The sequence below is a fragment of the Campylobacter concisus genome, assembly GCF_003048575.1.
Classification (GTDB): domain Bacteria; phylum Campylobacterota; class Campylobacteria; order Campylobacterales; family Campylobacteraceae; genus Campylobacter_A; species Campylobacter_A concisus_U.
The window spans coordinates 79,149-105,835 of sequence record NZ_PIRZ01000005.1; the positions used below are offsets into that span (position 1 = coordinate 79,149).

Below are 26,687 nucleotides of genomic sequence, written 5' to 3' on the forward strand. Positions count from 1 at the left end.
TTTTATCCTTAAATTTTAACTCTAACATATGCTCTTTTTGGCGCTGGGTAGCCCTCGACTGTTTTTGTACTGTCATTTGGGTCTAAGAAATTTCCAAGGCTCTCGCCATCTATCCACTGTGTTTTTCGCTGCTCATTTAGATCAGTAGCCTTTGTTTCAAGCAGGGTAAAATCCCTAAATTTAGCTCTCTCGCACCAGTTTTGTAATGCCGAGAGAGTCGGTACAAAGTAGATATTTGGAATTTTCGAATACCTATCTTTTGGGCTAAGCGCAAAATCGCCATCCATATCAATATACATAGTATCTAAAAATAGCTCGCCGCCTGGATTTAGCGCAGTTTTTAGCTCTTTTAGCATTTTTATAGGATCGCTTCTGTGATATATCACGCCAAGGCAAAAAATGGTGTCAAATTTCGCTCCAAACTCTGGCAAGCCCTCAACGCCAAGAAGCTCATAAGCGATATTTGAGCGGATAAATTTATTTAAAAAAGCAAACTGCAAATATGTATGCACACTAGGATCAAAGCCGGTTATGCTTTTTGGACCGTATTCAAGCATCTTAAACATATAATATCCATTGTTGCAACCAACATCAGCCACGCTTTTGCCAGCTAAATTTAGATGTGGGGCGAGGATATTAAATTTAATAAAACTTTGCCACTCGCTATCTATATATATATCATCAATTTCAAATGGCCCTTTTCGCCAAGGCTTTAGGCTAAGGGCGAGGTCATAAATTTCATCTTTTTTGGCTTGGTCTAAATTTTTAAATTTCACATTTACACTATCTTTTAGCTCAAGCTCGCAGTCAAAATTTGCTAAATTTTCTATCCTATTAAAAATTTGCTTTTGCTGCTCATTAAATTTACTAAGATTCACGCTATTTCCAGTCGACGATGTTGTGTGGGCACTCTTTTTGGTAGGTGCCAGTCGCGTCATAATACTCTTTACAGTCATTATAATATTGAGTCGAAACTCCGCGCTCATTCATGTAAAGACAACCGTTGCAAAATAACGCTATAAAGCCTAAAAATATAATCTTTTTCATGTGGCGGATTTTATCATAAATAAAATTTTTATGCTAGAATAGCAGGCAGTTTTAGAGCCAAGTTTGGCTAATATTAAGCAAAAAAGGCATTTTATGCAAAGAAGAGATTTTTTTAAATTCAGTAGTTTTTTAGGTGCAGCTAGTCTGCTTCCAAATGTTAGTTTAGCTAGCGATGAACCAGCAAACCCAGTAGTTAGAAATTTCGACGTAAATTTCAAACATTTCTTACTTGAAAAGGGCAAAAGCTCAAGAATTTGGCTACCGCTCCCACTAAGCACCACTTATCAGCAACTAACCCAAGACTACGTCATAAACACAACCGCTAAAAACGTCTATATTTCAGATACGCTAATACCTACAATGTATGCTGATTTTGAAGAAAATGAGCCAAGACCTATCTTAAATGTGCAGTTTAAAATTCAAACAACAGAGCGTAACACTGACTTTAGCAAGGTAAATTACGATCCAAATGAGAAGGTTGATCCTGCAGTTTTAGAGTTTTTAAAACCAACTTCACACATCCCAACTGACGGCGTAGTAAGAGCAAAAGCGCTAGAGATTATCGGCGATACTAAAGGCGATTTGGAGCGTGCAAAAGCGATCTATACGTGGGTTGCAAATACTATGCAGCGTGATAACAGCATCCTAGGATGCGGCACAGGTGACGTTAAAGCCATACTTGAAAGTGGCAAACTAGTTGGCAAATGCACCGATATAAACTCAGTTTTTGTGGGACTCTGCAGATCAGTTGGCATACCTGCTAGAGAAATTTTTGGCATTAGAGTTGGTCAGTCTAGATTTTCAGACCAGATGGGTAGCGCAAAAGACGGCGTGGCTAAAATTTCAGGCGGACAGCACTGCAGGGCTGAGTTTTACCTAAAAGGCTATGGTTGGATACCAGTTGATCCAGCTGACGTTACAAAGGTAAGACTTGGTGAAAAGCTTACAAACGACGACGCTAAAATCGTAGCTGTTAGGGATTATTGCTTTGGTAACTGGGAGATGTGCTGGATAGGCTTTAACTACGGCCGTGACTTTATCTTAAAGCCAACCCCAGAGCAAACTCCACTAAACAACTTTGGCTATCCATACGCTGAGGTTGATGGCAACACGCAAAACTACTATTCGCCAAAAGAATTTAGCTACGACTACGTATCAACAGAGCTAAAATGAGAGCCTTTTGGCTGATACTAACATCCATAGGTAGTGCTATCGGCGCTACCTTGTGCTGCTTGCCGGCACTTCTTTTTCTGCTTTTTGGCACATCTTTTTCATTTCTATCTTGGACACAAAATTTATACGAGTACCGCGTGCCTTTAAGCGTCGTGGCAGTCATTTGCTTTGTGATCTCAGGTATCGCTCTGTTTTACAAGCCAAAAAGCTGCAACCTAAGCTATAAAAAGAAAAAATGGATACTTATATATATACTTTTTGGAGTGATTTTGCTTTTACTCCTTACATATCCAGAGCTTTTAGGAGAAATTTATGCGTAAAATTTTAGTTTTAGTCCTTCTTGCACTTAGTTGCTACGCTGAGAAAACTATAGAAATTTCAGTGCCTAGCATGCACTGTCCGCTTTGCACGGCGATAGTAAGAAAGGCCGCACTTAGCGTTGAGGGCGTAAAAAAGGCAGACGTATCGCTAAAAGAGCGAAAAGCTGTCGTTATAGCAGATGACAAGGTTGATGAAAAAGAGCTTTTAAAGGCGGTCGATGCGACTGGCTATAAGGGCGAGATAAAATAAATTTAAAGGAGGCAAATATGTCAAATAGTGAAATTTTAAAGAAATTTGAGACACTTTCTGCGATACCGCACTGCAGTTATGAGACCGATAAGATGCGTGATTTTTTAGCTGATTTTGCAAAAGATAAGGGCTGTGAGGTTACAGTCGATAACTTTGGCAACATTCATGCGTTTAAAGGTAAGCCAAAAATTTGCTTGCAAAGCCACTACGATATGGTCTGCATGGGTGATGCTCCAAATATTGAGATAGTTTATGGCGATGATGGCTACATGAGAGCTAAAAACTCATCTCTTGGCGCAGATAATGGCATCGGCGTAGCTATCATGATGCAGATGATAAGCGAATTTGACGACATAGAGTGTCTCTTTACAAACAATGAAGAAGTCGGCATGATCGGAGCTACTGGCTTTAAGGGTGAGTTAAAAGCCGATAAGCTTTTAAATTTAGACAGCGAAGAGGACGATAGAGTCACTATCGGCTGTGCTGGCGGTGTAAATTTATTTGCCACTATCGCACTAAATAGTAAAAAAACAAAAGGGAACACGCTTTATGAAGTAAAAGTAAGCGGACTGCCTGGCGGACACTCTGGCAATGAGATACACAAAAATATCCCAAATGCAATCAAGGTTTTGGCGGCATTTGTGACTAAAAATGGCTGCAAGCTTGTTAAATTTGAAGGTGGCGAGCGAAGCAACTCTATCCCAAGTGGCGCAACAGCTCTTGTGCTAAGCGACAAAGAGCTAAAAAGCGAGTGTGAAAATTTAAGTGTGAAAAAGCTTGGCATGGGTGAAGAAATTTTAGAAAATGGCGAGAAAATTTTAGCTCTTATTAACTCATTTTCTCAAGGCGTAAGAGCCTATAACTGCGAGCTAGGCATACCACAAGATAGTGTCAATCTCTCACTTGCAAAGATCAAAGATGATGGCATACTTGAAGTGGAGTTTTTCGCTAGGTCTATGAGCAAAGACGGGCTAAATAGGATGGAATTTGAAATTTCAGAGCTTGCAAAAGCACTTGGCTTTAGCGTCATTGCAAAAGATAGAAACCCTGCTTGGAAGCCTATAAATGATAAATTTGCAAACGATATCTTAGAAGAGCTAAAAATTTATAAGCCAAATGCAAGGATAACAGCCGTTCACGCTGGTTTAGAGTGCGGCGTGCTTTTAGAGAAAAAAGCGGGTCTTAGCGCTTGCTCAATAGGACCAAACATCCACTCACCTCACTCAACAAGAGAATGCTGCGAAGTTGAATCTACACTTTTTATAGAAAAAGTAGTTCGCGGTATCGTTAAAAAATACAACTCATAAAAAATAAAATTTGCTAGAAATTTCTAGCAAATTTTGGATTTTGAAGATTTAGGATTTACCCGCAAACGCGAGCAAATTTATATTATTTTCCAAACTCATAAACGATCTTGCCACTTTTTATCGTGGTGGTCGCTGCGCCTTTTAGTTTTTTACCAAAGAGTGGAGAATTTATAGATTTTGAGCGGTTTATCTTTTCATCATAAACGTACTCAATCTCAGGATCGATCACTGCAATGTCAGCCAGCATGCCCTCTGCGAGCTTACCCTTGTCTTTTAAATTTAGCATCTTGGCTGCATTTGTCGATGTTAGCTCCACCATGCGCTCTAAGCTTATAACGCCCTCATTTACGAGCTTAAGAGTGAGTGGCACAAGGGTTTGAAGTCCGATGATACCAAATGGCGCCTTGTCAAATTCCACTATCTTTTCATCTGTGTGGTGCGGTGCATGATCGGTTGCGATGACGTCTATGAGGCCACTTTTTAGCGCCTCTCTCACAGCTTTTACGTCGCTTATCTCACGAAGTGGCGGTGACATTTTGAAATTTGTATCGTAAGCATTTTTCAAAATTTCATCATCGCTAAAACTAAAATGGTGTGGTGTGGCCTCGCAAGTGATGTTTATGCCCTCTTTTTTGCCCATTTCGATGATCTTTAGCGAGTACTCCGAGCTTACGTGAGCGATGTGGATGTGCGCTTTAGTAAGCTTTGCAAGTAGCATATCACGGCTCACTGCGATCTCCTCTTTCTCCCTTGCCATGCCACGAAGGCCAAGGATCGCCGAGACCTTGCCCTCGTGCATGACGCCCTGCCTGCAAAGCGAGCAATCCTCTGAGTGGCTTATACAAAAGCTACCAAACATGCTTGAATACTCAAGTGCCGCTCTCATCACGCTTGAGCTAGTCACTGGTAGGCCATCGTCACTAAATGCAACTGCTCCAGCCTCTATAAGATCGCCCATTTCAACGATCTCATTGCCACCAAGTCCTTTGCTGATGGCTGCTATTGGCAAAAGATCGATCAGTCCGCAGTTTTTAGCCTTTTCTATCATTGCCCTTGTGATTGAGGCGTTGTCATTTACTGGGTTTGTGTTAGCCATGCAAAGGCAGGTGGTCACTCCTCCAGCTACGGCTGCCTGCGAGCCTGAGATGATGTCGTCTTTGTACTCTTGACCAGGATCGCGAAAGTGCACGTGCATATCGATAAGTCCTGGCATGACTAGCTTGTTTGTAGCGTCGATGACCTTATCAGCCTCAAATTTCTCACTTCCGATTTTGGCTATTTTGCCGTTTTCTATTAGGATATTTGCCTTAAATTTCTCGTCGCTATTTACGATAGTGCCGTTAATTATTGCTATTTTCATCGTTAGCCCCTATTTTTTGCAAGCGTATTTAGTATCGCCATTCTTATAGCAACGCCGTTTTCAACTTGATTTAGTATGACTGAGTGCGTGCCATCAGCCACGTCAGAGTTTAGCTCTACACCCCTATTTATCGGTCCTGGATGCAGTACGATCGCGTCGGGTTTTGCTAGCTTTATCCTATTTTTATTTAGTCCAAAGAATTTTGAGTACTCCCTCGAGCTCGGAAATGCCACGTCTGCACCGCCGCGCTCTAGCTGGATGCGAAGCATGATGATGACATCACTGCCCTCGCAGGCTTCTTCCATATTTTTGCAAATTTGAGACTCAAAGACCTCAGCATCTTTTGGCATCATCATCCTTGGCGCAAAGAGCTTTAAATTTATGCCAAATTTCTTCATCGCCCAGATGTCAGACCTTGCCACGCGGCTTCTAGCGATATCGCCGATGATCGCCACGTTTAAATTTTTATCTAAAATTTTGCCATGCTCTCTTAGTGTGAAAAGATCAAGCAGAGCTTGGCTTGGATGCTCATTTGTACCGTCCCCTGCGTTTACGACGCTAGCCTCTGTCCTATCAGCTGCAAATTTCGCAGCTCCAGAGCTTGGATGACGAAGCACGATGATGTCACTTCTCATAGCAGCCATGTTGTTCATCGTGTCATTTAGGCTCTCGCCCTTTGTCACACTCGAGCTTGATGAGCTGAAATTTATCGTATCAGCCCCAAGTCTCTTTGCTGCGATCTCAAAGGATGTTCTAGTTCTTGTCGAGTTTTCATAAAATGCGTTGATCGTGGTCTTTCCACGAAGGTAGTCATTTTTTTTCACTTGGCTTAAATTTAGCTCCTTAAACTCTTTCGCCGCCTCTAGAAAATATAAAATTTCTTCCTTGCTAAGCTCTCTAGTTCCTATCAAATCTTTATGTTTGTAGCCCATTTTAAGCCTCTTAAATTTATTTTGTCACAAAGTCGCAAGCTGGTTGGTAGCCGTTATCACAAGCTTTTTTAAATAAAGCTTTTGCTTTTTCTTCGTTCTTTGCTTCATTTCCATCTTTATCTTTTATTAGGCCATAAGCGATCATTTCGCCTAGTTTTTCGCAAGCCATACCCTCGTTTTCGTCACACATTTTTGTAAAAATTTTCTCAGCCTGAACTCTATCTTTTGCTACACCGTCGCCGTTAAATAGCATGATCGCATTCATCGTGCAAGCTTTTTTCTCGCCCTCTCCGCAAGCCTTGTTGAAATAAAGATAAGCTTCATTGAAATTTTTCTTTGCATAAAGCTCGTTTGCTTTGTCTAAATTTTCATTTGCCATAGCATTTAACGCAAAAACTGCTGCCACTAAAACTAAAATTTTCTTCATTTTCTTTCCTTATTTAAATAATTTCGAATGATGTTTTTTCATATATTCAACTATCTCTATGACCTCGTCGCTTCCGCTAGCGTCAGAATTTTCTAACGCATCATCGATGCACTCAACATAAAGATTTGCCGCCTCTTCAAGTTTGTCTTTTTTTACTCCAGCATAGTAGAACATCGCCTCAAGCACCATACTAAGCTCATAGCTAAGTTCTTCTACGCTTACCTCTTCTTCTTTCATATATCCTCCTGTGTTTTTTTGGTTATTAGATCTACTATCTGGGCTTTAATCGGCTCATAGCTAAAGCTATCTTTAAAATTTGCAAATAATCCACCGCTTGCGTTCACGTGTCCGCCACCGCCAACTAGGTGCTTTGCCATGGCGCTAACGTCAAGCTTGCCATTTGCACGAAAACTTAGCGTTTTTTTGTTTGTTACATCGATAAAGAAGTCAAATTCAGGATTTGCCACTAAAAAGTCGTTGCCAATAACCGAAACGTTGCCGATATTGTAGGTTAAAATTCCTTTATGATCTTTATAGTTTATGCTAAATTTCTCTTTATTTTCACTAAGTTTTTTTACGACGTAGTTTGAGATTAGATTACTTAACGTATCGTCTTTGTCCTCTTTGAAAAACGACTTCTTAATCGCATGTACCTGCATATCAAGCCCGATATAGTCGTTTCTCTCGTTAAAAAATTTGCTAGCTTCTTTTAAAAGATGATCCATATAGAGGTTATTTTCAGCTTCAAACATCACTTTATTTATCTCTTTAGCATTTGCAACAAGCCCCAAGCAGACCTTTCCCATCTCAAAATTTTTATCATCTTTTAGCCAGATATCTACGGCATTTACGACGTCACTAAAAATTTCAAGCTCTTTATTTTTACCAAAAATTCCTGCAAAAAAGTCATAAGTGATCTTTGTAGCGCACCTTGAACTATCCAAAAAATACCACGGATAGGCGCTTGCACACTCTGCACCGCTTTGGTGATGATCAAGCAAAAATAGCTTTATATTTTTACCTTCTATCATCTCAGTAAAACTCTCGCACTGAGCTAGAGTTAAATTTAGATCAGTAATCAAAATGATGTTTTTATCATCGTTTGAGGCATCTATCTCAGCTAAAATTTGAGCAAATTTATCATCTATCTCTCTGCCGTAATTTGAGTTTAAAAATTTCACATCTTTGAAGTAAAAATTTGTTATGTATTGCGCGCCGTATCCGTCAAGATCGGTGTGCGAGAGGTGATAAATTTTCATCTTTTTCCTTTATAAATTTTCTATTTCTATGACGCCAACCGTTTCAAATGGCGTATTTGCCGAGATCTCAGCAAAGCTTAGCACCACTATATCGATGGCAAAATTTGCGCAGATATTTGCTATAAATTTTCTTAGGCTTGGCTCCACGCAAAGCACCATTTCGCCGTGCTGACTCATCGGACGTTTCTCTTTTTCATGTCTTAGAGCCTGAACGATCGATGAAGTTTGAGCTACATTTATCATCAGGTGATACGCACCGTCTTTATACTGCACCGCGTCCATAAGCTTTTGCTGTGCAGTACTATCTAAAATGTAAAAATTTAGCTGACCTTTCTCATCGACATAAAGCGAAGTGATGACACGTGAGAGCGCTGCGCGCACGTGCTCGATGATCATATCTAAGTTTTTGCTAACCTCGGCGATGTCGCTAATTGATTCAAGTATACTAAGTAGGTCTTTGATCGGTATATTGTCTTTAAGCAGCGCTTTTAAAACCTTTTGGATCAAATTTATAGGTGCGATCCTTAGCGTATCCTCGACTACAACTGGGTAGTCGATCTTTAGTTTGTCTAATAAATTTTGCGTCTCTTGGCGAGTTAGAAGCTCAGCTGCATTTTGCTTGATAAGCTCACTCATATGCGTTGATATGACGCTTGCAGGATCAACTATCGTGTAGCCGCTAAGTATGGCGTCCTCTTTGACGCTAGCATCGATCCAGAGTGCGTCCAGCCCAAAAGCTGGCTCTTTTGTCGGAATCCCCTCGATATCTTCGCTAACTAGTCCACTATCCATCGCTAGAAATTTATCCGCATAAATTTCACCCTGACCGATCACGATACCTTTTAGCTTAAAGCGGTACTCGTTTGGCGGTAGTTGAAGGTTGTCACGAATTCTTATCTTTGGCATCAAAAAGCCAAGACTTGAAGCGATATTTCGCCTCATAGCACGAATCCTCTCAATGAGATCCACATCAGCTAGCTTTAGTAGGCCATATCCAAGGTCGAGCTCTAAAATTTCAAGCTTCAAGATATCATTTATCTTCGTCTCTTCTTCTCTTGCGATCTCTTCATCGCTCTTCTTTGGCACCTTAGTAGTGGCACTACTAGCAGCTGCCCCTGCCCCACTTTGCGTAGCGGCTCCAGCTTTTTTAGAAGCTGTTTTATCTTTTGACGCAAGGCTTAAATTTAGCCCGCCATCTTTGGTCTGCTTGATGATGTAGCCAAGTCCCAAAAATAGCACTGCAATAAAGCCAAGAGAAAGAGTTGGAAGTCCAGGGACAAGGGCAAACATAAATAGTATGAAGCCCACTATCAACAAGGTTTTATAATCCCCTAAGAGCTGATTTAATGTGCCTTCTGCAAAATCCTCATCGTCCTTGCTAGCCCTTGTGATAATGATAGCAGTCGCTGTTGATGTGATAAGTCCTGGGATCTGGCTCACAAGGCCATCACCGATAGTTAGGATCGTATAATACTGAGCCGATGTCGCCATATCAAGGCCGTGCTGAAACGAGCCGATAGCAAAGCCACCGATGATGTTGATGATAGTGATGATGATGCCAGCTACGGCGTCACCTTTTATAAATTTAGACGAACCATCCATCGCGCCGTAGAAATTTGCCTCGCCGATGATGGCTTGACGTCTTTCACGCGCTGTTTTTTCGTCAATCAAACCTGCGTTTAAATCCGCATCTATCGCCATTTGCTTACCTGGCATCGCATCAAGTGTAAAACGAGCTTGCACCTCGCTCACACGGGTTGAGCCCTTTGTTACGACCATGAAATTTATGAGCACCAAGATACAAAATACGATGGTGCCGATGACGAAGTTGCCACCAACGACAAAATTTCCAAAGCTTGAGATGATCTCACTGACCGCTTCTGGGCCGTTGTGACCTTCACTTAAAATCATACGTGTGGTTGCTATGTTTAGCGAGAGACGAAAAAGCGTGATGATGAGAATGAGCGTCGGAAATGTACTAAGATCGGTTGGTTTTGGCACATAAATCGAAATTAAGATTATAAGCACAGAAATCGAGATCGAAAGTGCCAGGAAAAAGTCAAGCACCGCGCTTGGAAGCGGTACAATGATGATAGCAAGGATGGCAACAATGATACCAACGATACTAAGACTTTTAAACTTAACAATTGGCGCAATAAACGGTGCAATAAGAGTTAAGATATTATTTTTTTGCTTTGCCAATTCTACTTCTTAACGATGTCACTTAGCTTGATCGCATCAAGCATCTCGTCGATCTTGCTTTGAAGACCACTAAACATCGACCAAATTTGACAGCTTGAGGCTTTATTTGACGGGCAGCCATCTGCAGAAGATGAGCACTCAAAGACATTAAGTTCACGTTTTTCAGCGCACTCTATTATCTTTTTTATGCTTAAATTTTCAGGTTCGTTATTTAGCGCGAAACCGCCATTTGCCCCTTTAAACGACTTTAAAATTCCATCTTTTGCAAGATTTTGTAAAATTTTGGCTAAAAAGCTTTTTGAAATTTTAAGTTCATTAGAGATCGTATCAACATCAACTGGAGATGATTTTTGAGATATTAAAATAAGTGAAAGTAGAGCATATTCGCTTGCCTTTGTAAAAAGCATTTATCTTCCTTAGGTCTTTAAATAGCCCTAATTTTATAAAATTTTTACTGCATTTTTCATTAATTTTTAAAAAGCGTAGTTTTATCTAACTTTATGTTTTAAATGCTATAATCGCTCTTTCAAAATTCACCAATCAGGAGGTCATTATGGCTTTGGATTCGGCTAAAAAAGCTCAAATAGTTGCGAAATTCGCTAGAAAAGAGGGAGATACAGGCTCTCCAGAAGTTCAAATAGCTCTTTTAACAGCTAGAATAACTGAACTTACAGAACACCTTAAAATTTTCAAAAAAGACTTTTCATCACGTTTAGGTCTTTTGAAACTAGTTGGTCAAAGAAAAAGACTTTTAAAGTATCTTAAAAATAAAGACTATACTACATATTCAAAACTAATCTCTGAGCTTGGCTTAAGAGATAAATAATCACGGAGAGCGACTGCTCTCCATTTAAATTCGTTTCCTTATATTTTATTAATTCTGTTTCTTTAACTTTCTATTTCATTACTAAATTTTTTATTTTAAGTATTAATTTATCTCTCTTTAATACTACTAATCTTTTTTAATAAGGTTAAATCAAAATTAGTTTTTTTGTTTTAGTTTAAATAACAATTTTAAGTATTTTGTTATTTATTTACTAAAATATTAAATTTATACAAAATTTATATTTGTCATAAAACCCTAAAATAAGCGATTTTTATAAATTAATTTAACTTTAACTTAAAATATAAATTTATTTTTATAGATAAATAATTTTTATTAAAGATTAAGAATCTGACTACTAATATTACCCATATAGAAATATGCAAATATTGCATAGTAAAGGAGAAAATGATGAAAGAAGGCAAAGTCATCTGTCCTTATTGTGGGACGGGCTGTCAGGTTACCTTACATGTGGAAAATAACGTCGTTCGTGCCGCAACTGGCGTTGGAGACAATCCAGTCAATCAAGGAAATTTATGCTTAAAAGGCTTTTACGGCTGGGACTATGTAGCAAGTCCGGACAGACTTACAAAACCACTCATCAGAAAGAAAAACGGTGTGTTTTCAAAAGATGGCGAATTTGAAGAGGCCAGCTGGGACGAGGCACTTGATCTTGTTGTAGAGAAAATGAAAGAGACCAAAGCAAAATATGGCCCAGACGCATTAGCTGGAAATTTCTCAGCACGTTGTACACTTGAGGACAACTACGTTGCTCAAAAATTAATGCGTGCAGTAATTGGCACAAACAACGTCGATCACTGCGCTAGAATTTGATACGCTCCGACAGCAGCAGTACTTGCTAAAACAATCGGAAACGGAGCTGCCACAAATAGCTTTACGGAGATTGGCACTTATAGTAACTGTATATTAATGATAGGCTCAAATCCAGAAAATGGTCACCCAATCGCAGCTATGCACATCCAAAGAGCGCTAAATCGCGGCGCAAAACTGATCGTTATTGATCCTATTAAGACTGAGTTTGCAAGCAGAGCAGACATTCACTTACAGCTAGAGCCAGAGCACAATATCCCAGTTATCAATGCACTTCTTTATACTATCATCGAAGAAGGCCTTGTAAATGAGGAATTTGTAAGAGATCACACAATCGGCATTGAGTATGTCAAGGAGGCTGTAAAAGACTATGCTCCAGAGGTCGTGGCCAAATACACAAGGCTAAATCCAGAGGATATCAGAGCGGCTGCTAGAATGTACGCTACCACAAAGCCAGCTGTCATCACTCACGGCATGGGTGTAACTCACTTTAACCACGGCGTTGGCGGAGTTTGCGACGTATCAAATTTATTCTTGATCACTGGTAACATCTGCGAGCTTGGCACAGGCGACCTGCCACTAAGGGGCCAAGAGAATGTTCAAGGCTGCTGCGATATGGGTGTTTTGCCAAATATCTTCCCAAATCTTGGCTCAGTCACTGATCCAGAACAAAGAGCTTGGTTTGAAAAAATGTGGCACCTAGAACCTGGATTTTTGAGCTCAAAAATAGGCGTTCACAAAACCGAAGTACCTGATGCGATCCTTGATGGCAAAGTGCATTTCTTCTGGACTATCGGCGAAAATCCAGTCATCTCTGAACCAAATACAAACCACTTCTTAAAAGGTATCGCTCATGTTGATTTCTACGTCGTGCAAGATCTATTCTTAACTGAGACTTCACTAAAAGCTGATGTCATACTTCCAGGTGTTGCAAGTAGTGAGAAAGAAGGACTTTATACAAACGCAGAGCGCCGCGTACAGCACAACGAAGCAGTCATCACACCTCCAGGAGATGCTAGACAAGACTGGTGGATCGTTTGCGAGATCGCACGCCGTTTAGGTGCAACAGAGGGATTTAACTTCAACTCACCAGAAGAAATTTGGGAAGAAGTTAGAAAATGCGACCCAAGACGATATGGTGGCATGAGTTATTACCGTATCAAAAAATATCATGGACTTCACTGGCCATGTCCAAATGAAGATGACATGGGCGGTCAGAGCCTCTATCTTGATAAGAAATTTTTCACACCTGATGGCAAAGGTCGTTTTGTGCCATGACTCTTTGTGGATAAGGCCGATAAGATCGAAAGTGCAAAACTTGAGTTTGCTAAGAAGATGAATATGTCGCCTGAGTATCCTATCATGGCTGGCTCAGTCGATGAAAAGACTGACGATGAGTATCCGATACAGCTTCTAACCACTAGAAAGGTCTATCAATACACCGTTGGCACTATGACAAGACGCTCACGAGCGATTGAAGAAGGCGGAGATAGCATCGGACCTATCGCCGAGATGAATCCAGCACTTGCAGCAAGATACGGTTTAAAACAAGGCGACTTCATCAAAGCATGGAGTAGATACGGCTACATTGTCGTAAAAGCTGAAGTAACAGACATCGTGCCTGATGGCATCATCCAGATGACTTTCCACTACTGGGAGAGCTCTTGCAATGAGTTAACAAGCAGCGGTTGGGACTACATCAGTAAGACTCCGACATTTAAAGCAGCTATTCAGATCAAAAAGATCGATGAAGAAGAATTTTTACGAGTTCGCGAACTAAAACGCATAAAATTCCAAACTTCAAAGATCATCTACGACGACTTCCACCATCACGGAAATGCAGCGATAAATGAGTAAATTTAGCGGGTAACTCCCGCTAAATTTCTTTACTACCAAATTTCATAATCCAAAAATTTTGACATTGCGAAGCCAAAAAATCTAAATTTTAACTTTACTGTTTGTAGTTAAATTTTATATTAAACACAAAAGCAGATATTTTTAAATTTATTTAAACGCCAAAAAACTCATAAAATTTCCCCATTTAAATGTACTCTCGACTCGCTTAAAGCCAGCATTTAGGGCTAAATTTCTATTTTCTTCTTCGGTGTATGGCACCAGCACATTTTCAAGCGCCTCTCTTTTTTGAGCGATCTCGTAGCGTGAGTAGCCTTGCGCCTGCTTGTAGTCTTCATAAATTTCTATGACACTTTTAGTAAGCTTTTTATCTTCAAAGATGATCTTTTCGCTAAACAAAAAAACTCCATTTTCATTTAGTCCGTTATAAATTTTTTGCACCAGATCAGCTCTTTTTGGTGGTCTAATAAACTGCAAAGTATAGTTTGCTAAAACTGCATCAAAGCCCGCTAGCTCGCACTTTAAAATATCATCAAGTAAAAATTTTATCTTTGCCCCATAAGCTTTTGCCTTGTTTTTGGCATTTGCTAGCATAGCTTCAGAGTTATCCACGCCGCTTAGCACGAGATCGTTTCTAAGATTATTTAGTAAAAGTAAGCTATTTGCCGTCGAGCAGCCAAGGTCGCATACACTTGCATCTTTTGGCAAAATTTTAGCTAGCAGTTTTGCGTTTAGATTTGAGCTCACATCGTAAAATGGCACCGAGCGCGAGATCATATCATCAAATACGCTCGCCACAAAGTCGTCAAACTCGAACTGCTTACTTATAGGCTCTTTAAAAATTTCATCTCTCATATGCCGGCTCCGTATCCATCAAAGTATCTCATTGTCTCATTGCCAAAAAGATCGCACACTCCAACACAAGCTCTAGCCCCGTTTATATCGCATTTGATCTGTTCTTTTAGCTCTTCAAGTGTGTTAAATTTCTTATTATCTCGCAAACGTTTTATAAAACAAACCGCGACATGCTTCGCTACTTTTGGTGCGACTTCGTCTAAGATGTGTGTCTCGACGCTAAAATTTCCATCTGTGCTAAGCCTATTGCCTATAAATGTGACCGAGCCGTAGGTATATGAGCCTATCCTAGTTCTTGTGGCGTACACACCGTCTTTAGGCAAAAGATAATTTTTTACATCCAAATTTAGCGTGGCAACCAGCTCTTTTGCGCCGATACCCTGCCCTTTTATCACGTTACCCTCGATCGAGTACTCCCTGCCTATTAGCCTGTTTGCCTCATCGATGTTGCCTTGGCGTATCAGCTCTCTGATGGATGAGCTATGCACGCCCATGCCGTCATAACAAACCTCATCAACGACAACCACCTCTCCATCAAAAATTCTTTTCAGATCGTGCTTGTCCCACGCTCTGTTTCTGCCAAATCTAAAATCAAATCCAACAACGATCTTTTTTAAATTTTTAAAATCATGTTTTAGCAGCGCGATAAATTCCTCACCGCTAAGCCCTTTAATGGTATCAAAATCATATAAAAAGCAAGGATAATTTGAGTACTCCGCTCGCTTTAGCTTTGGCGTGATGTTGGCTTTATTTTTATCGATCACGACAAGTCCGCCAAACTCGCCAAGCTGCTTTAAAAGCTGTTTATGCCCTCTATGCACGCCGTCAAAATGCCCGATCGCAACGGCAGTGATGTTATCTTTTGTTAAAAGCGTAGAAAAATTCGGCATTTCCCTCTTTCCCTTTTACTTCGCACTCTTTGCAAGCTATCATTTTAAATCCTAAGCTATTAGCCATCACTTCAAATCTCTTCATCGCTAAATTTATAGCTTTCATATCAGTGACGACACCTTTTTTATTTCGTTTTACGCCAACACCCACTTCAAACTGCGGTTTAAAAAGCGTGATAATGAGCGAATTCTCACTTGCTAGCTCACAAATGGCAGGCAAAATTTCAGCCAAAGAGATAAAGCTCACGTCACAAGTTATTAGATCAAATTTATTTTGGTGTGTTTTGGCAAACTCCCTGACGTCAGTTTTTTCATAAATTTTTACTCGCTCATCGCCTCTTAGGCTAGTGTCCAGCTGATCGGTGCCAACATCGACGCCAGTCACGCTCTTTACGCCACGCTCAAGCAAAATTTGCATAAAGCCACCAGTTGAACTGCCGATATCAAGTGCGTTTTTGCCTGCTAGATCAAATTTCATCGCCTCTAAAAAGCTCTTTAGCTTCAAAGCACCTCGCCCAACGTAAATTTCATCAAGCAGTGAAATTTTAGCCTCGCTAACCTCGCTTGAAACCTTGGTGCAAATTTCGCCGTTTGTTAGCACCTTGCCAGATTTTATAAGCTCGCTCGCCTTGTTTCTACTTATGTTTAAAACGCTTGCGACGTAGTTATCAAACCTCAAGTTTTAGCCTCTCATATTCGCTCTCATCGATCACCGGCACGCCTAGCTCATTTGCTTTTTCTAGCTTACTGCCAGCCTCCTCGCCAGCTAGCACGAAGTCCGTTTTTTTAGAAACTGAGCCAGAAACCTTTGCGCCAAAGCTCTCAAGCTCGGCTTTTATCTCATCTCTTGGGCGACTTAGCGTGCCAGTTATAACGACAGTCTTGCCGCTTAGTGCATTTGAGATGCTCTGCACCTGCGTCACGCTTGGCTGCACGATCTGGCTTAGTGCTAAAATTTCGTCCCTATTTACCTCGGCAAAGTCTGTTAAACTATTTGCCATCTCCGCACCAAAGCCTTCAAGCGAGACAAGCTCATCAAAGCTAGCATCAAGCCAGCCATGTCCAAAGCTACTTGCAAGCTTTTTAGCCGCCACCTCGCCGATGTGCTCGCAACCAAGGCCGGTGATAAAGCGCGATAGCTCCGCACCTTTGCTAGCTTCGATCGCATTTAAAAGGTTATTTATCTTTTTATCTTTAAAGCCCTCAAGCGCAATGAGATCATCAAATTTAAGGCCGTAAATGTCTTTTATGCAGGAAATTAGCCCCTTGTCAAATAGCAAATTTACGATCGCATCGCCAAGACCGTCTATATTTAAGCATTTTTTCGATGCGTAGTGAATTATTGAGCCTACCACTCTTGCCCTGCAGCTTAAATTTTGACACTTTACAAAGACCCCTTCATCAAGTAGGTGCGAGCCACAAACTGGACAAAATTTTGGCCTATCTATCGCCTCTTCGCTGCCATCGCGCCTATCCTTATAAACCTTTGTGATCTTTGGTATGACATCTCCTGAGCGGATAATGCCGATATAGTCGTTTTTCATCACTCCAAGGCGCTCTATTTCATCAAAGTTATGAAGCGTGGCAGATTTCACATTTGCGCCATCTATATTTACCTCATCAAGCACGCCAACAGGAGTTACTACACCGCTTCTACCAACCTGAAGTGCAACATCTTTTAGCCTAGTCACCTTTTCAATAGCTGGAAATTTAAACGCCACCATAAATTTTGGAAATTTAACAGTATAGCCCAGCTCTTCGCAGCGTGTGAGATCGTTTACACGTATCACCATACCATCCATCATCACGCTTTTTGAGTCACGATTCGCCAAAAGCTCGTTGTATGCAGCCTCAAGCTCGTCTTTTGTTAAAATTTTAAAAAAATCATCTCTTTCAAAGCCAAGATCACGCACAAATTTCATCACCTCGCTGTGATCTTTTAGCCCAAGGCTCTGCTCTCCAACGCCCCACGGTATGAAAAGTAGCTTTCTTTTAGCAGTCACTGCGCTATCAAGCTGTCTTAGACTACCAGCTGCGGCGTTTCTAGGGTTTGAAAGTGGTGCCTCGCCCTCTTTTGCGCGCTCTGCGTTTAGTAGCTCAAAATCTTCCTTTCTTATAACTACCTCACCCCTGATTTCTATAAGCCCTTTGTAATCAATGTTCTTTAAAACAGAATTTATCGTCTTTGCATTTTGCGTCACGTCTTCGCCTGTAATGCCATCACCCCTAGTAATCGCCCTAACCAAAACGCCATTTTCATAGAGTAAATTTAAGCTCGCTCCGTCAAATTTAGGCTCGGCTACAAAAGTTAAATTCTCTTTCTCGCCACGCTTTAGCCACGCATCAAGCTCGCCAAGATCAAAGATATCTTCCATACTCCACATGCGCTTGATGTGATTGGCCTTACTAAAGCCCTCTTTTACGGCACCACCTACACGTTTTGTCGGTGAGAAGATAGAAATTTCGCTTGGATTTGCCTGCTCGAAGGCCAACACTGCGTGATAGAGTGCGTCATACTCCTCGTCGCTTGCAAGTGGCTCATCGTCATCGTAGTAGGCCTTTGCCCACGCATTTAGCGTATCTATCGCTCGTTCGTACTCTTGTTTTGTCATTTTTGCTCCAAATTTACACCGCATTTTATCTTAAACATACTTTATAAATGATCCAAATTTAGCTCTCTTGCGTCACAAAGATGGACATTTTTATAGACCTTTGCTATCTCATCCCTCACCCTAATCAGCGCAAAGCCAAGTAAATTTTGCCCTCGCCACTTCATAGGATTTTGCGCATTTTCATCGCTTGCGGCCAAACCTATGCCCCAGATTTTATCAACTGGGCTTGCCTCAACTAAAATTTTACTCCCAGTTTGGAGCAAAAAGTCTCGCAAAGGGGTATTTTGGCTAAATTTTAGATAGCTCGCATTTAGCACGACACTAAATTTGACCTCATCCCAGACCTTAGCATCAAAGCTACGCACTTGCCTGCCAAGCGCCTTCATCTGTGCCGGATCTTTAGCAGCCAAAATTTGCTCCAAATTTCTATATCACCACGCGCTCGGCTTTTAGCCATAAACTCTACCAAAGCGTGGTTTGCTTCATCGCCTCGTGCATATTAAAAAGCTGCTTGTGCTCGGCTACATCGTGCGTCCTAATGATCTGCGCGCCGTTTTCGAAGGCTTTTAGATGCAGATAAAGCGAGCCTGGCAAGCGGTCTTTGACCTCGCTTGGGTGGTAGTGATTTATGACTGATTTGCGGCTCGCACCTACTAGTAGTGGGCAATCAAATTTTAAAAAATGCTCCAAATGCTTGATAAGCAGCAAATTTTGTTCAGCCGTCTTACCAAAGCCAATACCCACATCAAGCACTAGCTTTTTAGCGCCAAGCTCCTTTGCTAGGACTATCTTTTGCTCAAAAAAGCCTGCTATCTCGCCGATTAGGTCACTATATTTTGGCGCGACTTGCATAGTCGCAGGATCGCCTTGCATATGCATCATGCAAAACTCAGCATCATATCGCGCCGCAAGCGTGGCAAGTGAGGCATTTGCCGTGATGTCATTTATCATCTTAAAGCCGTGATTTAGAGCAAATTCAAGGCAATAAGGATCAAAGCTATCAAGGCTAAATTTCGCCTTTTCATGTAAATTTAGCTTGTAAATTTCCTCCACGACATCTTTTATACGCCTAAATTCCTCCTCGCGTCCGCAGTACTCGCTCCCTGGCCTTGAGCTAACGCCACCAAGGTCGATGTAGTCTGCACCTGCTTCGATCATACTTTCTATCTTTGCTATGCCATTTTGAGTATTTATACGGCTTTGTTCATTAAAGCTATCTGTGTTTATATTTGCAACGCCCATTATAAGAGGCTTTGCGGGCTTTATAAATTTAGTCTCTAAAAAGACGGCAAGCTTTTTAAGCCCAAAGTCTTGTAGCTTCTCTTTTTTAGCTAGCTGGCTTAGCTGCGCATCTGTCGCCATTAGTAAGGCTTTGCTTAGGCTCTCTTTGCCCAAGATCGTATCTCTATGCGTCACAAGCTCGGCTCCAACACTAAGCGCATCTTGCTTTAGGATATTTGCCGCTGGGGTTTTTATCTCATCTATGTAAATAAAATTTATCTCACTTTTTTCATGCATAAGCTTAATGCCAGCAGGACTTGGCGAGATGGCTTTGCAAATTTCATCAAAGTCACTTTTGTTATTTATCTTATAAAATTTCAACGTCGTCCTTTTTGAAATATAGTAAGCAGTAGTGGCGTTAGCACGGCGTGAGACTTGGCATTTAGATCTGCTAGCTTAATAAGCGAGAAAAAATAATCCATCTCATCGCCGCTAAATTTATACCCGCTATCAACCGCCTTTGTCACGATAACGCCCACAAGCTCTTTTAGCTCATTTTTGCCAAATTTTTGAGCTTGTTCGTCTGCGATCTTTTGATCGATAAAGCTTGTTAGCTCTTTTAAACTAAGCGATTTTAAGTTTAGATCAAGAGTTATTTTTGGCTTTTTTGTGAGATTATTTTCTATGAGCATTCTTGATCTAATCGTTGGTAGAAGTAAATTTTTACTCTGCGTTACTATTATAAATTTGATATTTCTTGGAGGCTCTTCGATGATCTTTAAAAGTGCATTTTGAGCCTCTGTCCTAAAAGAATTAGCATGTATTACTAAAATTTTTTCATCTTTTTCAGCAATGTATGCTTCTGCGATGACCTCCTTTGCATTTTCTAGCAAAAAATCATCACTTATATAAAATCTTAAATTATTAATGCCAAACTCATCTTCAAGTTTGGCTTTTAAATTTTCAAAATCGCTTGTAACTACGATTTTATTAAGCATTTAGAGTATCACCTTGGCAAAAAGCGCCGCATCGATGCTTTTATCAAAAATTTTGCAAAGGCTTATTAGCTTAACGTCTAAATTTTCATCACTTGAGCTAAGCGTAAAGCTATTTTGTGCCTGCTCGTCAAATAACCACATATAGCTATCCTCATCGCTTTTGGCTAAATTCGCATATTTATCAAGGCTCTTTCCGATATAAAAAAACAAGTAACCGTTTGGAAAAGCAAGACTTAGCATATCTTTTAGAAGCTGCTTTTGCTCATTTGTCTCTATCTCATCAAGTGATGGATAGAGTGATCTTAGGCTAAAAAATGGCAAAAATGGCCTTATGCTTTTTGAATGGTTCATCTTTTTTAAAAGATAAATTTCAAACCATCTTCGCTCTTCATCACTTATAGTTATAAAAGCCCTTCCCTCAAGCAAAAATTTAAGCCTAGATGCGAGTAAAGGCGTCCATTCGACACGCCTTTCCTCCATCCAGCTCATCAAAGGGCCCTCATCCCTAATAGCCTTTAACGTCCACTGAATAAAATCTTGCATTATTTATCTAGCTTATAAGCATCATGAAGTACGCGAACTGCTAGCTCACCATATTTTTGATCAACGATCATAGAAATTTTTATCTCGCTTGTTGAGATCATTTGGATATTTATACCCTCTTTTGCAAGCGTTTCAAATGCTAGACATGCTACGCCGCTATGGCTCTTCATGCCGACGCCAATAACTGAAACTTTTACGATCGCGTCATCAAATTCTATATGTTTTGCAGCTGAGAGCTTTTGCATAGTCTCTTTTGCTAGCTCAAGCTCGTTTTGTGGCACTGTAAAGCCTAAATTTGTAGTACCGTCATGTCCTACGTTTTGGATTATCATATCTACGTTTATGTTTTCATGAGCTAAAGCTGTAAAAATTTCTGCTGCGATGCCAGGTTTATCAACTACGCCTCTTAGTGTTACTCTTGCTTGATTTTTATCTAGTGCTATTCCGCTTACTAAAACTGCTTCCATATTGTCATCTTCCTTTGCTATTAATGTACCTTCGTTGTGATTAAAGCTACTTCTTGTAATGAGTTTTACATTTAGTTTTTTTGCTAGCTCGACTGAGCGATTTTGTAGTACCTTTGCCCCAGCAGAAGCGAGCTCTAGCATCTCATCATAGCTTATCTTTTCCAGTTTTTTTGCCTTTTTTTCTATCCTTGGATCAGTCGTATAAACGCCATCAACATCGGTAAAAATTTCGCATAGGTCAGCATCAAGCGCCCCTGCTAAAGCAACCGCACTAAGATCACTACCGCCTCTACCAAGGGTTGTGATATTACCTTTTTCATCTATACCTTGAAAGCCAGCCACAACTACGATTTTGCCAGCTTTTAGCTCGGCTTTTAGCCTAGCAGTCTCTATCCTTTCGATCCTTGCTTTTGTATGAATATCATCAGTAATTATGCCTGCCATCGCACCTGTCATACCCACACACGCATAGCCTTTTGCATTAAGTGCGATCGTTAAAAGCGCGGTCGTTACTTGCTCTCCAGAGCTTAAAAGCATATCAGTGGCGACGCCATCTGGATGTTTTGAAAAATACTCACTATATTCAACCAATTGATTTGTAACTCCGCTCATCGCAGAAACTACCACAACTACGTCTGCACCGCTATTTTTTGTCTCAATGACTCTATTTGCCACAGCTTCGATGCGTTCAAGTGTTCCTACGCTAGTTCCGCCAAATTTTTGAACGATCAACATCAAAAATATCCTTTCTCTTTAAAATAACTCAAAACCTTTTCATAAATAGGCTTTTTAAAGTGATTTATTCCCTCTAAACTTCTACCAAAATCTACAAATTTATACTCGCTAAACTCTGGATGCTCTGTCTTTAAATTTATGCTGGCACCATTTTTAAGTCTAACCAAAAAATACTTTTGTGTCTGTCCATCAAATGGATAAAATTTCTTTGCCGCGTTTGCTGGAAAGTCGTAGCTTAGCCACTGCGGATACTCATCTAAAATATCGATTTTATCAGTTCCGATCTCTTCTTTAAGCTCCCTTTTTAAAGCCTGCTTTGGACTCTCACCTTCGTCTATTCCGCCTTGAGGAAACTGCCAAATATCGTCCATATCCACCCTTTTTGCGACTAAAATTTCACATTTAAATGGATACAAGCTAGACAAAATAACAGCTGCCACATTTGGTCTGTATTTTTTTTGCATGATTTTTCCAAAAATTTTATTTGGGATAATAACTAAAAAGAGTTAAGAGATAGATAAATAAAAACTACTTTTTACGCCGTCTATAATAAATCACACAGCCGCTAAAAAGTAGCACGCCAACTCCACAAGAAGCCATAAAAAAGATAAATTTCCCAGCCTCTCCGAATATATATCCAGCGTGCAGATCAAGCATAAATTTATAAATTTCAAAAGATTTTGGCATGGTATTTTTTAAAATTTCTCCACTTGCCGTATCGACTATAAGCCTAACGCCGTCACTCTCACTAGCACCTTTTGGCAAGTAAAAGATCATAAATTTTACGCCGTCTTTATTGAGGATAAAATTTAAAGCATCAAACTCATTTCCAAATTTTAAAGTAAAAATTTCATAAGCTTTTTGAAGGTTTTCTACCTTTGGCTCATCATTTAAACTAAAGCCATTTTTGCTAGTGAAATTTGGCTTTTTAAATACCTTTTGCTCGCCATAAATTTGATTTATGACCTTAGCAAAGCTCTCATAAGAAAAGTATAGACCGCTAACACAAATAATAAGCAAAATAACCCCCAAATAAAGCCCTAAAAATCCATGTAGCGAATATAAAAATGCAAATTTCTTCGCCTTTAGATTTAGCTTAAAGGCGCTAATAAATTTACTTCTAAATCTCCAAAAATGTATCAGTACCCCGGTTATTAAAGTCACAAGTAGTGCAAGCGTCGAAATCGCCACTAGCTCACTTGCGAATTTAGATAAATTTTCATTTTTAAATAGAGCTAGTCCTAGATTTTTATGCAAATTTAAGGCTAGCCCTATAAATTTTTCCACGCTATTTTCAGAGACTACCTCGCCCGTATAAGGATCTACAAAGAATGACTTAAACTCGCCATTCTGGCTTGTGCCGCTTACCACATAAGCTCTATTTGCCTCGCCTTTTATCTTTATATAACTAAGGTTAAAATTTGGCCAAGTCTTACTAAAGACCTTTAAAATTTCATCTATTTTTAGAGCACTTTTATTAGTCGTTATCTCTATCTCATCTTTGCTAAAAGTCTCAATTATCTCATCGTGATACGAAATAATCGCTCCACTAATTGAGATTATCAAAAGTGGCAAAGCAAAGATAAGAGCTAAAATTAAATGAAATTTCCGCCAAATTTTAAACATTTTAAAACTTTAGATTAAAGCCAAGCTCGATCTTTTGCCCATCGGCTATTAAGATATCATATCCGTTTGATCTTGTCGTAAAAAACTCGTTAAAGAGATTATAAACGCTTAAATTTAGGCTGAAATTTTTAGTTACATTGTAGTTTATGCCAAGATCTGCAATAACGTAAGCTCTCATATCATTAGCATAGTTAAAAGAGTTTTTAGTTCTACCATAGTAATTTATCTGTGACCAGAAATTTAGCCATCTATTTAGCTCGTAGTTCGCTCCAAATTTAAATGTATGAAGCGGATAGTTGTTTAAGGTTTTACCAGCTTCTGGTCCATCTTTTTGTTTTGATTTTGTATAAACATAGCTTTGATTTAGTCTAAGAGCATTTGTCACCTGCCACTCATTTGTTAGCTCAACTCCGTAAATTTCAGCCTTACCGATATTTATACTCTCCCAAATACCATTTGGATAAATTTTGCCTTTATGCCTGCAAACACTGCCTCTTGAGCAGATAGGGTTATAGCTTAACATATCTTTAAAACTTGTGTAAAAGCCAGTTAAAGACGTTTCAAAACCTTCATTATTATTATAAACGCCGCCAAATTCATAGCTTACGCTTGACTCTGGCTTAAGACTGCTTCTACCAAGCTGTGCTCCACGTCCTCCAGCAAATGGCAACGCAAGATCTTGTGTTCGTTGCTTGATATCGGGTGTTGCATAACCTGTGCTAACTCCACCCTTTAAGGCGAAAAAGTCGTTTAAGCTATAGATGCCATAAATTCTTGGTGAAACGTGCGATCCATAGTGTTCATCGTAGTTATAACGAATACCAGTACTTAAGATAAAGTCTTTTGTAAGATGATAATCATCTTCGCCGTAAAGCGAAACATCATACCTTTTTACATTTGCCGCATCTGCTGTGGTAGCCTTTTCGTCAAGCTTTTCTTTTTTAGCGTTTAGTCCTAATGTAAAGGCATTATTATCAGTAAAATATGAGCCTTTTGTATCAAAATTTAGAGTCTTTAACGTCAAATTTTGTTGAGCTGTCTCTTTTATCTTGCCATAAGATAAATAGCTTTGAAGCAAGATATTATCAAGCCTTGCTTCGTGGCTTAAATTTATCATATCTCCCTCTATTCTCTCGCTAGCAACCGAGTTAGTACCAGTTGATAGTGTTTTGCCTTTAGTTCTTTTATATTTCACATCGCTTCTTGCAAGCTCAAGTATAAGATCATTATTTTCATTTGGCTTAAAAAATAGTTTTGCACCAAAATTTCTATCCTTTTGCTCTCTGATTCCATAAGAAATTTTATCTTCTGATTTATTTAAATTTTTACCATAAACAGAAACACTTAAAACATCATCAATTAGTCCAGAGTGCAAATAAAGGCTATTGTAAAGCTCGCCACTTATATTTTTATTTCTTGCAAATTTATAGCTTGAGCCAAGATTTGCACCAAATTCATTGCTAAACTCATCTGTTATGATATTTATAACTCCGCCTAGTGCGTCACTTCCATAAAGCGAGCTCATAGGTCCACGTATCACTTCAATACGGCTTATCGCACTTGCTGGTGGGACGAAACTATATGAGCCTCCAACACTTCTAAGTCCTTTATAGGCGTTATCGCCTGGTACTGGCATGCCATTTACTAGAATTTTAGTAAATCTTGGAGAGAATCCACGTATAGAAATTCCTCGTCTATTTGCCGCTGCGGGACTTGTCCCAAAAAGACTTGGGATATCTTTGGTCATGCTCTCGATATCTTTGTGATTTTTCTTTTCTAATGCCTCTTTGGTTATAACGCTAAGCGTTGCTGGTGCGTCTTTGATATTTTGCTCAAACCCTGTTGCACTCACTACTTTAACTTCTGGTAGAACCTTATCTTCATTTGCAAAAAGCGGTAAATTTATAAAAATTGCCGCACAAATAGAAAATTTTAATGCACTTTTCACAAAAACTCCTTATAAAAATTTAATGCACATTTTACTAAAATTAAATAATCGTTATCAATATCATACGTAACGCTAAAGGGATTAAATTTAACGCTTGAGGGATAAAATGATAAATTTAGACAAAAAATATGGAACGAGAAAGATATCTCAAAAGGAAAAACAAATAAGCGTAGAGTTTTTCAAACAAAGCAGCGGTATTAGCTATCTAAAAAGTGAAATTTTATGTAACGGCAGGATAAAAAGAGATCGTCAAAAGTCTAAAAAATACCTATTTTTAATGTTTAATGAGGCTAAAAACGATCTTTGCTTTAAGCTTGATAAAAAAGAGTATATCTTAAACAAAGATGAATTTTGCATTGGGCTTGTTAATGACGATTTTAAAGGTATCTTTGAGTATCAAAATAAATTTTATAAGACAAAAACACTACTTTTTGACGAAAGCTACGCAAATAAGCTTGAGATATTTGCTGGGCTTAGATTTGATGATAAATTTGAGCTTTTGAAACACAAAAAAGATTTAGCTCAAATTTGCGTTTTAAATGAACTTGATACGACAAATTTATATGAAGGCGCAATGAGGGAAATTTTTACCGAGTCAAAAATTTTAGAGCTTATTTATAAAAGCAAAATACAAAAAGAGCGCGAAATTTCACTTAGTAGAGATGAAGAAAAGATTCTTTTAAAGGCTAAAACGATCTTGTTAAGTCGTATGCAAAATCCTCCAAGCATCAAGGAGCTAGCCCATCTTTGTGGCACAAATGACTTTTGGCTAAAGAAAAATTTTAAGCTATTTTTCAAAGATACGATCTACCAGCTCTTAGCAAAAGAGCGTCTAAAGCTCGCTTTTACTCTTTTAAAGCAAAATGATATCAGCATAAAAGAAGCTGCAAATATCGTAGGCTATACAAATACTGCACATTTTGCAAAAATTTTTAAGATAAATTTTGGCTTTTTACCAAGCAAACTCTTAAAGACCAAAAGCTACTTTTAAACTACTATAAATGCCA

At 39.4% G+C, this 26,687-nt stretch carries 27 protein-coding genes and 1 pseudogene; 7 read left to right on the forward strand and 21 right to left on the reverse strand.

Translation table 11 applies throughout. The features are described 5' to 3' along the window. Positions 1-8: 8 nt before the first annotated feature. A complete protein-coding gene (gene cmoB, locus CVS84_RS07075; RefSeq protein ID WP_234411920.1) occupies positions 9-878 on the reverse strand; it encodes a tRNA 5-methoxyuridine(34)/uridine 5-oxyacetic acid(34) synthase CmoB in 870 nt (289 codons plus the stop codon). A 1-nt stretch (position 879) separates the two neighbouring features. Next, entirely contained in the window at positions 880-1,047 is a 168-nt protein-coding gene (locus tag CVS84_RS09545; RefSeq protein ID WP_002942642.1) for a hypothetical protein, read from the reverse strand. A 93-nt stretch (positions 1,048-1,140) separates the two neighbouring features. Between CVS84_RS09545 and CVS84_RS07080 the strand changes: the two genes are divergently transcribed. Genes CVS84_RS07080 through CVS84_RS07095 form a run of 4 tightly spaced genes read left to right on the forward strand, consistent with a single transcriptional unit; the run spans position 1,141 to position 4,097 of the window. Beyond that, positions 1,141-2,220 (forward strand): transglutaminase-like domain-containing protein, encoded by a 1,080-nt coding sequence (locus CVS84_RS07080; RefSeq protein ID WP_107691712.1) that lies wholly within the window; start codon positions 1,141-1,143, stop codon positions 2,218-2,220. After that, positions 2,217-2,540: a hypothetical protein gene (locus CVS84_RS07085; protein WP_021090140.1), complete on the forward strand. Its 324-nt coding sequence runs from the start codon at positions 2,217-2,219 to the stop codon at positions 2,538-2,540. Before CVS84_RS07080 ends, CVS84_RS07085 begins: the two co-directional genes overlap by 4 nt. Then, positions 2,533-2,790: a heavy-metal-associated domain-containing protein gene (locus CVS84_RS07090; protein ID WP_107691713.1), complete on the forward strand. Its 258-nt coding sequence runs from the start codon at positions 2,533-2,535 to the stop codon at positions 2,788-2,790. Before CVS84_RS07085 ends, CVS84_RS07090 begins: the two co-directional genes overlap by 8 nt. 17 nt (positions 2,791-2,807) lie before the next feature. Continuing rightward, positions 2,808-4,097 carry a M28 family peptidase gene (locus CVS84_RS07095; protein ID WP_107691714.1) on the forward strand — a complete coding sequence of 430 codons (1,290 nt, stop codon included), beginning with the start codon at positions 2,808-2,810 and terminating at the stop codon, positions 4,095-4,097. Positions 4,098-4,179: 82 nt separating this feature from the next. On the opposite strand, the gene CVS84_RS07100 is transcribed toward CVS84_RS07095, so the two are convergent. From CVS84_RS07100 to CVS84_RS07130, 7 genes are read right to left on the reverse strand one after another with little or no spacing between them, the layout of a single operon-like run. Then, positions 4,180-5,457 (reverse strand): dihydroorotase, encoded by a 1,278-nt coding sequence (locus tag CVS84_RS07100; protein WP_107691715.1) that lies wholly within the window; start codon positions 5,455-5,457, stop codon positions 4,180-4,182. Between the two features lie 2 nt (positions 5,458-5,459). Then, the gene (locus tag CVS84_RS07105; protein WP_107691716.1) at positions 5,460-6,389 is read right to left on the reverse strand and encodes an aspartate carbamoyltransferase catalytic subunit; all 930 of its coding nucleotides are present in this window, start codon (positions 6,387-6,389) and stop codon (positions 5,460-5,462) included. Positions 6,390-6,405: 16 nt separating this feature from the next. Next, positions 6,406-6,816, reverse strand: a complete 411-nt coding sequence (locus CVS84_RS07110) for a tetratricopeptide repeat protein (RefSeq protein WP_107691717.1) — start codon at positions 6,814-6,816, stop codon at positions 6,406-6,408. A gap of 9 nt (positions 6,817-6,825) precedes the next feature. Next, entirely contained in the window at positions 6,826-7,053 is a 228-nt protein-coding gene (locus CVS84_RS07115; protein ID WP_021089755.1) for a hypothetical protein, read from the reverse strand. Continuing rightward, positions 7,050-8,075: a DHH family phosphoesterase gene (locus CVS84_RS07120; RefSeq protein WP_107691718.1), complete on the reverse strand. Its 1,026-nt coding sequence runs from the start codon at positions 8,073-8,075 to the stop codon at positions 7,050-7,052. Before CVS84_RS07120 ends, CVS84_RS07115 begins: the two co-directional genes overlap by 4 nt. 9 nt (positions 8,076-8,084) lie before the next feature. Then, positions 8,085-10,277 carry a flagellar biosynthesis protein FlhA gene (flhA, locus tag CVS84_RS07125; protein ID WP_107691719.1) on the reverse strand — a complete coding sequence of 731 codons (2,193 nt, stop codon included), beginning with the start codon at positions 10,275-10,277 and terminating at the stop codon, positions 8,085-8,087. A 2-nt stretch (positions 10,278-10,279) separates the two neighbouring features. Beyond that, positions 10,280-10,684 carry an RrF2 family transcriptional regulator gene (locus CVS84_RS07130; protein ID WP_054196916.1) on the reverse strand — a complete coding sequence of 135 codons (405 nt, stop codon included), beginning with the start codon at positions 10,682-10,684 and terminating at the stop codon, positions 10,280-10,282. A 146-nt stretch (positions 10,685-10,830) separates the two neighbouring features. Here CVS84_RS07130 and rpsO point away from each other — a divergent pair, with 146 nt between their 5' ends. Next, a complete protein-coding gene (gene rpsO, locus CVS84_RS07135; RefSeq protein WP_004317763.1) occupies positions 10,831-11,103 on the forward strand; it encodes a 30S ribosomal protein S15 in 273 nt (90 codons plus the stop codon). 405 nt (positions 11,104-11,508) lie between these two features. Next, positions 11,509-13,788 (forward strand): annotated as a pseudogene (locus CVS84_RS09655) (molybdopterin oxidoreductase family protein). A gap of 147 nt (positions 13,789-13,935) precedes the next feature. On the opposite strand, the gene cmoA reads toward CVS84_RS09655, so the two are convergent. From cmoA to CVS84_RS07205, 12 genes are all read right to left on the reverse strand, one after another. Then, positions 13,936-14,640, reverse strand: a complete 705-nt coding sequence (gene cmoA, locus CVS84_RS07150) for a carboxy-S-adenosyl-L-methionine synthase CmoA (protein WP_103648276.1) — start codon at positions 14,638-14,640, stop codon at positions 13,936-13,938. Then, complete coding sequence (locus CVS84_RS07155; protein ID WP_107691721.1) at positions 14,637-15,530, reverse strand: bifunctional riboflavin kinase/FAD synthetase; 894 nt, start codon at positions 15,528-15,530, stop codon at positions 14,637-14,639. The genes cmoA and CVS84_RS07155 overlap by 4 nt, the downstream gene beginning before the upstream one ends. Continuing rightward, positions 15,496-16,209: a TlyA family RNA methyltransferase gene (locus CVS84_RS07160; RefSeq protein ID WP_107691722.1), complete on the reverse strand. Its 714-nt coding sequence runs from the start codon at positions 16,207-16,209 to the stop codon at positions 15,496-15,498. The genes CVS84_RS07155 and CVS84_RS07160 overlap by 35 nt, the downstream gene beginning before the upstream one ends. Next, positions 16,199-18,142 (reverse strand): NAD-dependent DNA ligase LigA, encoded by a 1,944-nt coding sequence (ligA, locus tag CVS84_RS07165; RefSeq protein WP_107691723.1) that lies wholly within the window; start codon positions 18,140-18,142, stop codon positions 16,199-16,201. Before ligA ends, CVS84_RS07160 begins: the two co-directional genes overlap by 11 nt. A 41-nt stretch (positions 18,143-18,183) precedes the next feature. Further along, positions 18,184-18,564 carry an NADAR family protein gene (locus tag CVS84_RS07170; RefSeq protein WP_413784323.1) on the reverse strand — a complete coding sequence of 127 codons (381 nt, stop codon included), beginning with the start codon at positions 18,562-18,564 and terminating at the stop codon, positions 18,184-18,186. Between the two features lie 40 nt (positions 18,565-18,604). Next, on the reverse strand, positions 18,605-19,744 hold the full coding sequence (gene folP / locus CVS84_RS07175; protein ID WP_107691724.1) for a dihydropteroate synthase: 1,140 nt from the start codon (positions 19,742-19,744) through the stop codon (positions 18,605-18,607). Beyond that, positions 19,741-20,361, reverse strand: a complete 621-nt coding sequence (locus tag CVS84_RS07180; protein WP_107691725.1) for a DNA polymerase III subunit delta' — start codon at positions 20,359-20,361, stop codon at positions 19,741-19,743. Before CVS84_RS07180 ends, folP begins: the two co-directional genes overlap by 4 nt. After that, positions 20,362-20,904 carry a HobA family DNA replication regulator gene (locus CVS84_RS07185; RefSeq protein ID WP_085658247.1) on the reverse strand — a complete coding sequence of 181 codons (543 nt, stop codon included), beginning with the start codon at positions 20,902-20,904 and terminating at the stop codon, positions 20,362-20,364. It abuts the gene before it with no gap. After that, complete coding sequence (locus tag CVS84_RS07190; RefSeq protein WP_021091541.1) at positions 20,904-22,106, reverse strand: aspartate kinase; 1,203 nt, start codon at positions 22,104-22,106, stop codon at positions 20,904-20,906. The genes CVS84_RS07185 and CVS84_RS07190 overlap by 1 nt, the downstream gene beginning before the upstream one ends. Continuing rightward, entirely contained in the window at positions 22,106-22,570 is a 465-nt protein-coding gene (locus CVS84_RS07195) for an RNA pyrophosphohydrolase (RefSeq protein WP_021091471.1), read from the reverse strand. The genes CVS84_RS07190 and CVS84_RS07195 overlap by 1 nt, the downstream gene beginning before the upstream one ends. A 64-nt stretch (positions 22,571-22,634) precedes the next feature. Then, on the reverse strand, positions 22,635-23,732 hold the full coding sequence (locus tag CVS84_RS07200) for a PepSY-associated TM helix domain-containing protein (protein WP_107691726.1): 1,098 nt from the start codon (positions 23,730-23,732) through the stop codon (positions 22,635-22,637). 1 nt (position 23,733) lies between these two features. Continuing rightward, positions 23,734-25,680: a TonB-dependent receptor domain-containing protein gene (locus tag CVS84_RS07205; protein ID WP_107691727.1), complete on the reverse strand. Its 1,947-nt coding sequence runs from the start codon at positions 25,678-25,680 to the stop codon at positions 23,734-23,736. Positions 25,681-25,786: 106 nt separating this feature from the next. Between CVS84_RS07205 and CVS84_RS07210 the strand changes: the two genes are divergently transcribed. Then, the gene (locus CVS84_RS07210; protein ID WP_107691728.1) at positions 25,787-26,671 is read left to right on the forward strand and encodes a helix-turn-helix domain-containing protein; all 885 of its coding nucleotides are present in this window, start codon (positions 25,787-25,789) and stop codon (positions 26,669-26,671) included. Positions 26,672-26,687 lie beyond the last annotated feature (16 nt).

Excerpts from the sequence above, each read along its gene's own strand:
- CVS84_RS07200 (WP_107691726.1), bottom strand. The coding sequence starts at position 23,732 with ATGTTTAAAATTTGGCGGAAATTTCATTTAATTTTAGCTCTTATCTTT.
- CVS84_RS07155 (WP_107691721.1), bottom strand. The coding sequence starts at position 15,530 with ATGCCGAATTTTTCTACGCTTTTAACAAAAGATAACATCACTGCCGTT.
- CVS84_RS07190 (WP_021091541.1), bottom strand. The coding sequence starts at position 22,106 with ATGTTGATCGTTCAAAAATTTGGCGGAACTAGCGTAGGAACACTTGAA.
- CVS84_RS07085 (WP_021090140.1), top strand. The coding sequence starts at position 2,217 with ATGAGAGCCTTTTGGCTGATACTAACATCCATAGGTAGTGCTATCGGC.
- CVS84_RS07105 (WP_107691716.1), bottom strand. The coding sequence starts at position 6,389 with ATGGGCTACAAACATAAAGATTTGATAGGAACTAGAGAGCTTAGCAAG.
- CVS84_RS07130 (WP_054196916.1), bottom strand. The coding sequence starts at position 10,684 with ATGCTTTTTACAAAGGCAAGCGAATATGCTCTACTTTCACTTATTTTA.
- CVS84_RS07195 (WP_021091471.1), bottom strand. The coding sequence starts at position 22,570 with ATGCAAAAAAAATACAGACCAAATGTGGCAGCTGTTATTTTGTCTAGC.
- CVS84_RS09545 (WP_002942642.1), bottom strand. The coding sequence starts at position 1,047 with ATGAAAAAGATTATATTTTTAGGCTTTATAGCGTTATTTTGCAACGGT.
- CVS84_RS07180 (WP_107691725.1), bottom strand. The coding sequence starts at position 20,361 with ATGCTTAATAAAATCGTAGTTACAAGCGATTTTGAAAATTTAAAAGCC.
- CVS84_RS07185 (WP_085658247.1), bottom strand. The coding sequence starts at position 20,904 with ATGCAAGATTTTATTCAGTGGACGTTAAAGGCTATTAGGGATGAGGGC.
- CVS84_RS07210 (WP_107691728.1), top strand. The coding sequence starts at position 25,787 with ATGATAAATTTAGACAAAAAATATGGAACGAGAAAGATATCTCAAAAG.
- cmoA (WP_103648276.1), bottom strand. The coding sequence starts at position 14,640 with ATGAGAGATGAAATTTTTAAAGAGCCTATAAGTAAGCAGTTCGAGTTT.
- rpsO (WP_004317763.1), top strand. The coding sequence starts at position 10,831 with ATGGCTTTGGATTCGGCTAAAAAAGCTCAAATAGTTGCGAAATTCGCT.
- CVS84_RS07100 (WP_107691715.1), bottom strand. The coding sequence starts at position 5,457 with ATGAAAATAGCAATAATTAACGGCACTATCGTAAATAGCGACGAGAAA.
- CVS84_RS07120 (WP_107691718.1), bottom strand. The coding sequence starts at position 8,075 with ATGAAAATTTATCACCTCTCGCACACCGATCTTGACGGATACGGCGCG.
- CVS84_RS07095 (WP_107691714.1), top strand. The coding sequence starts at position 2,808 with ATGTCAAATAGTGAAATTTTAAAGAAATTTGAGACACTTTCTGCGATA.
- CVS84_RS07080 (WP_107691712.1), top strand. The coding sequence starts at position 1,141 with ATGCAAAGAAGAGATTTTTTTAAATTCAGTAGTTTTTTAGGTGCAGCT.
- CVS84_RS07090 (WP_107691713.1), top strand. The coding sequence starts at position 2,533 with ATGCGTAAAATTTTAGTTTTAGTCCTTCTTGCACTTAGTTGCTACGCT.
- CVS84_RS07115 (WP_021089755.1), bottom strand. The coding sequence starts at position 7,053 with ATGAAAGAAGAAGAGGTAAGCGTAGAAGAACTTAGCTATGAGCTTAGT.
- CVS84_RS07110 (WP_107691717.1), bottom strand. The coding sequence starts at position 6,816 with ATGAAGAAAATTTTAGTTTTAGTGGCAGCAGTTTTTGCGTTAAATGCT.
- ligA (WP_107691723.1), bottom strand. The coding sequence starts at position 18,142 with ATGACAAAACAAGAGTACGAACGAGCGATAGATACGCTAAATGCGTGG.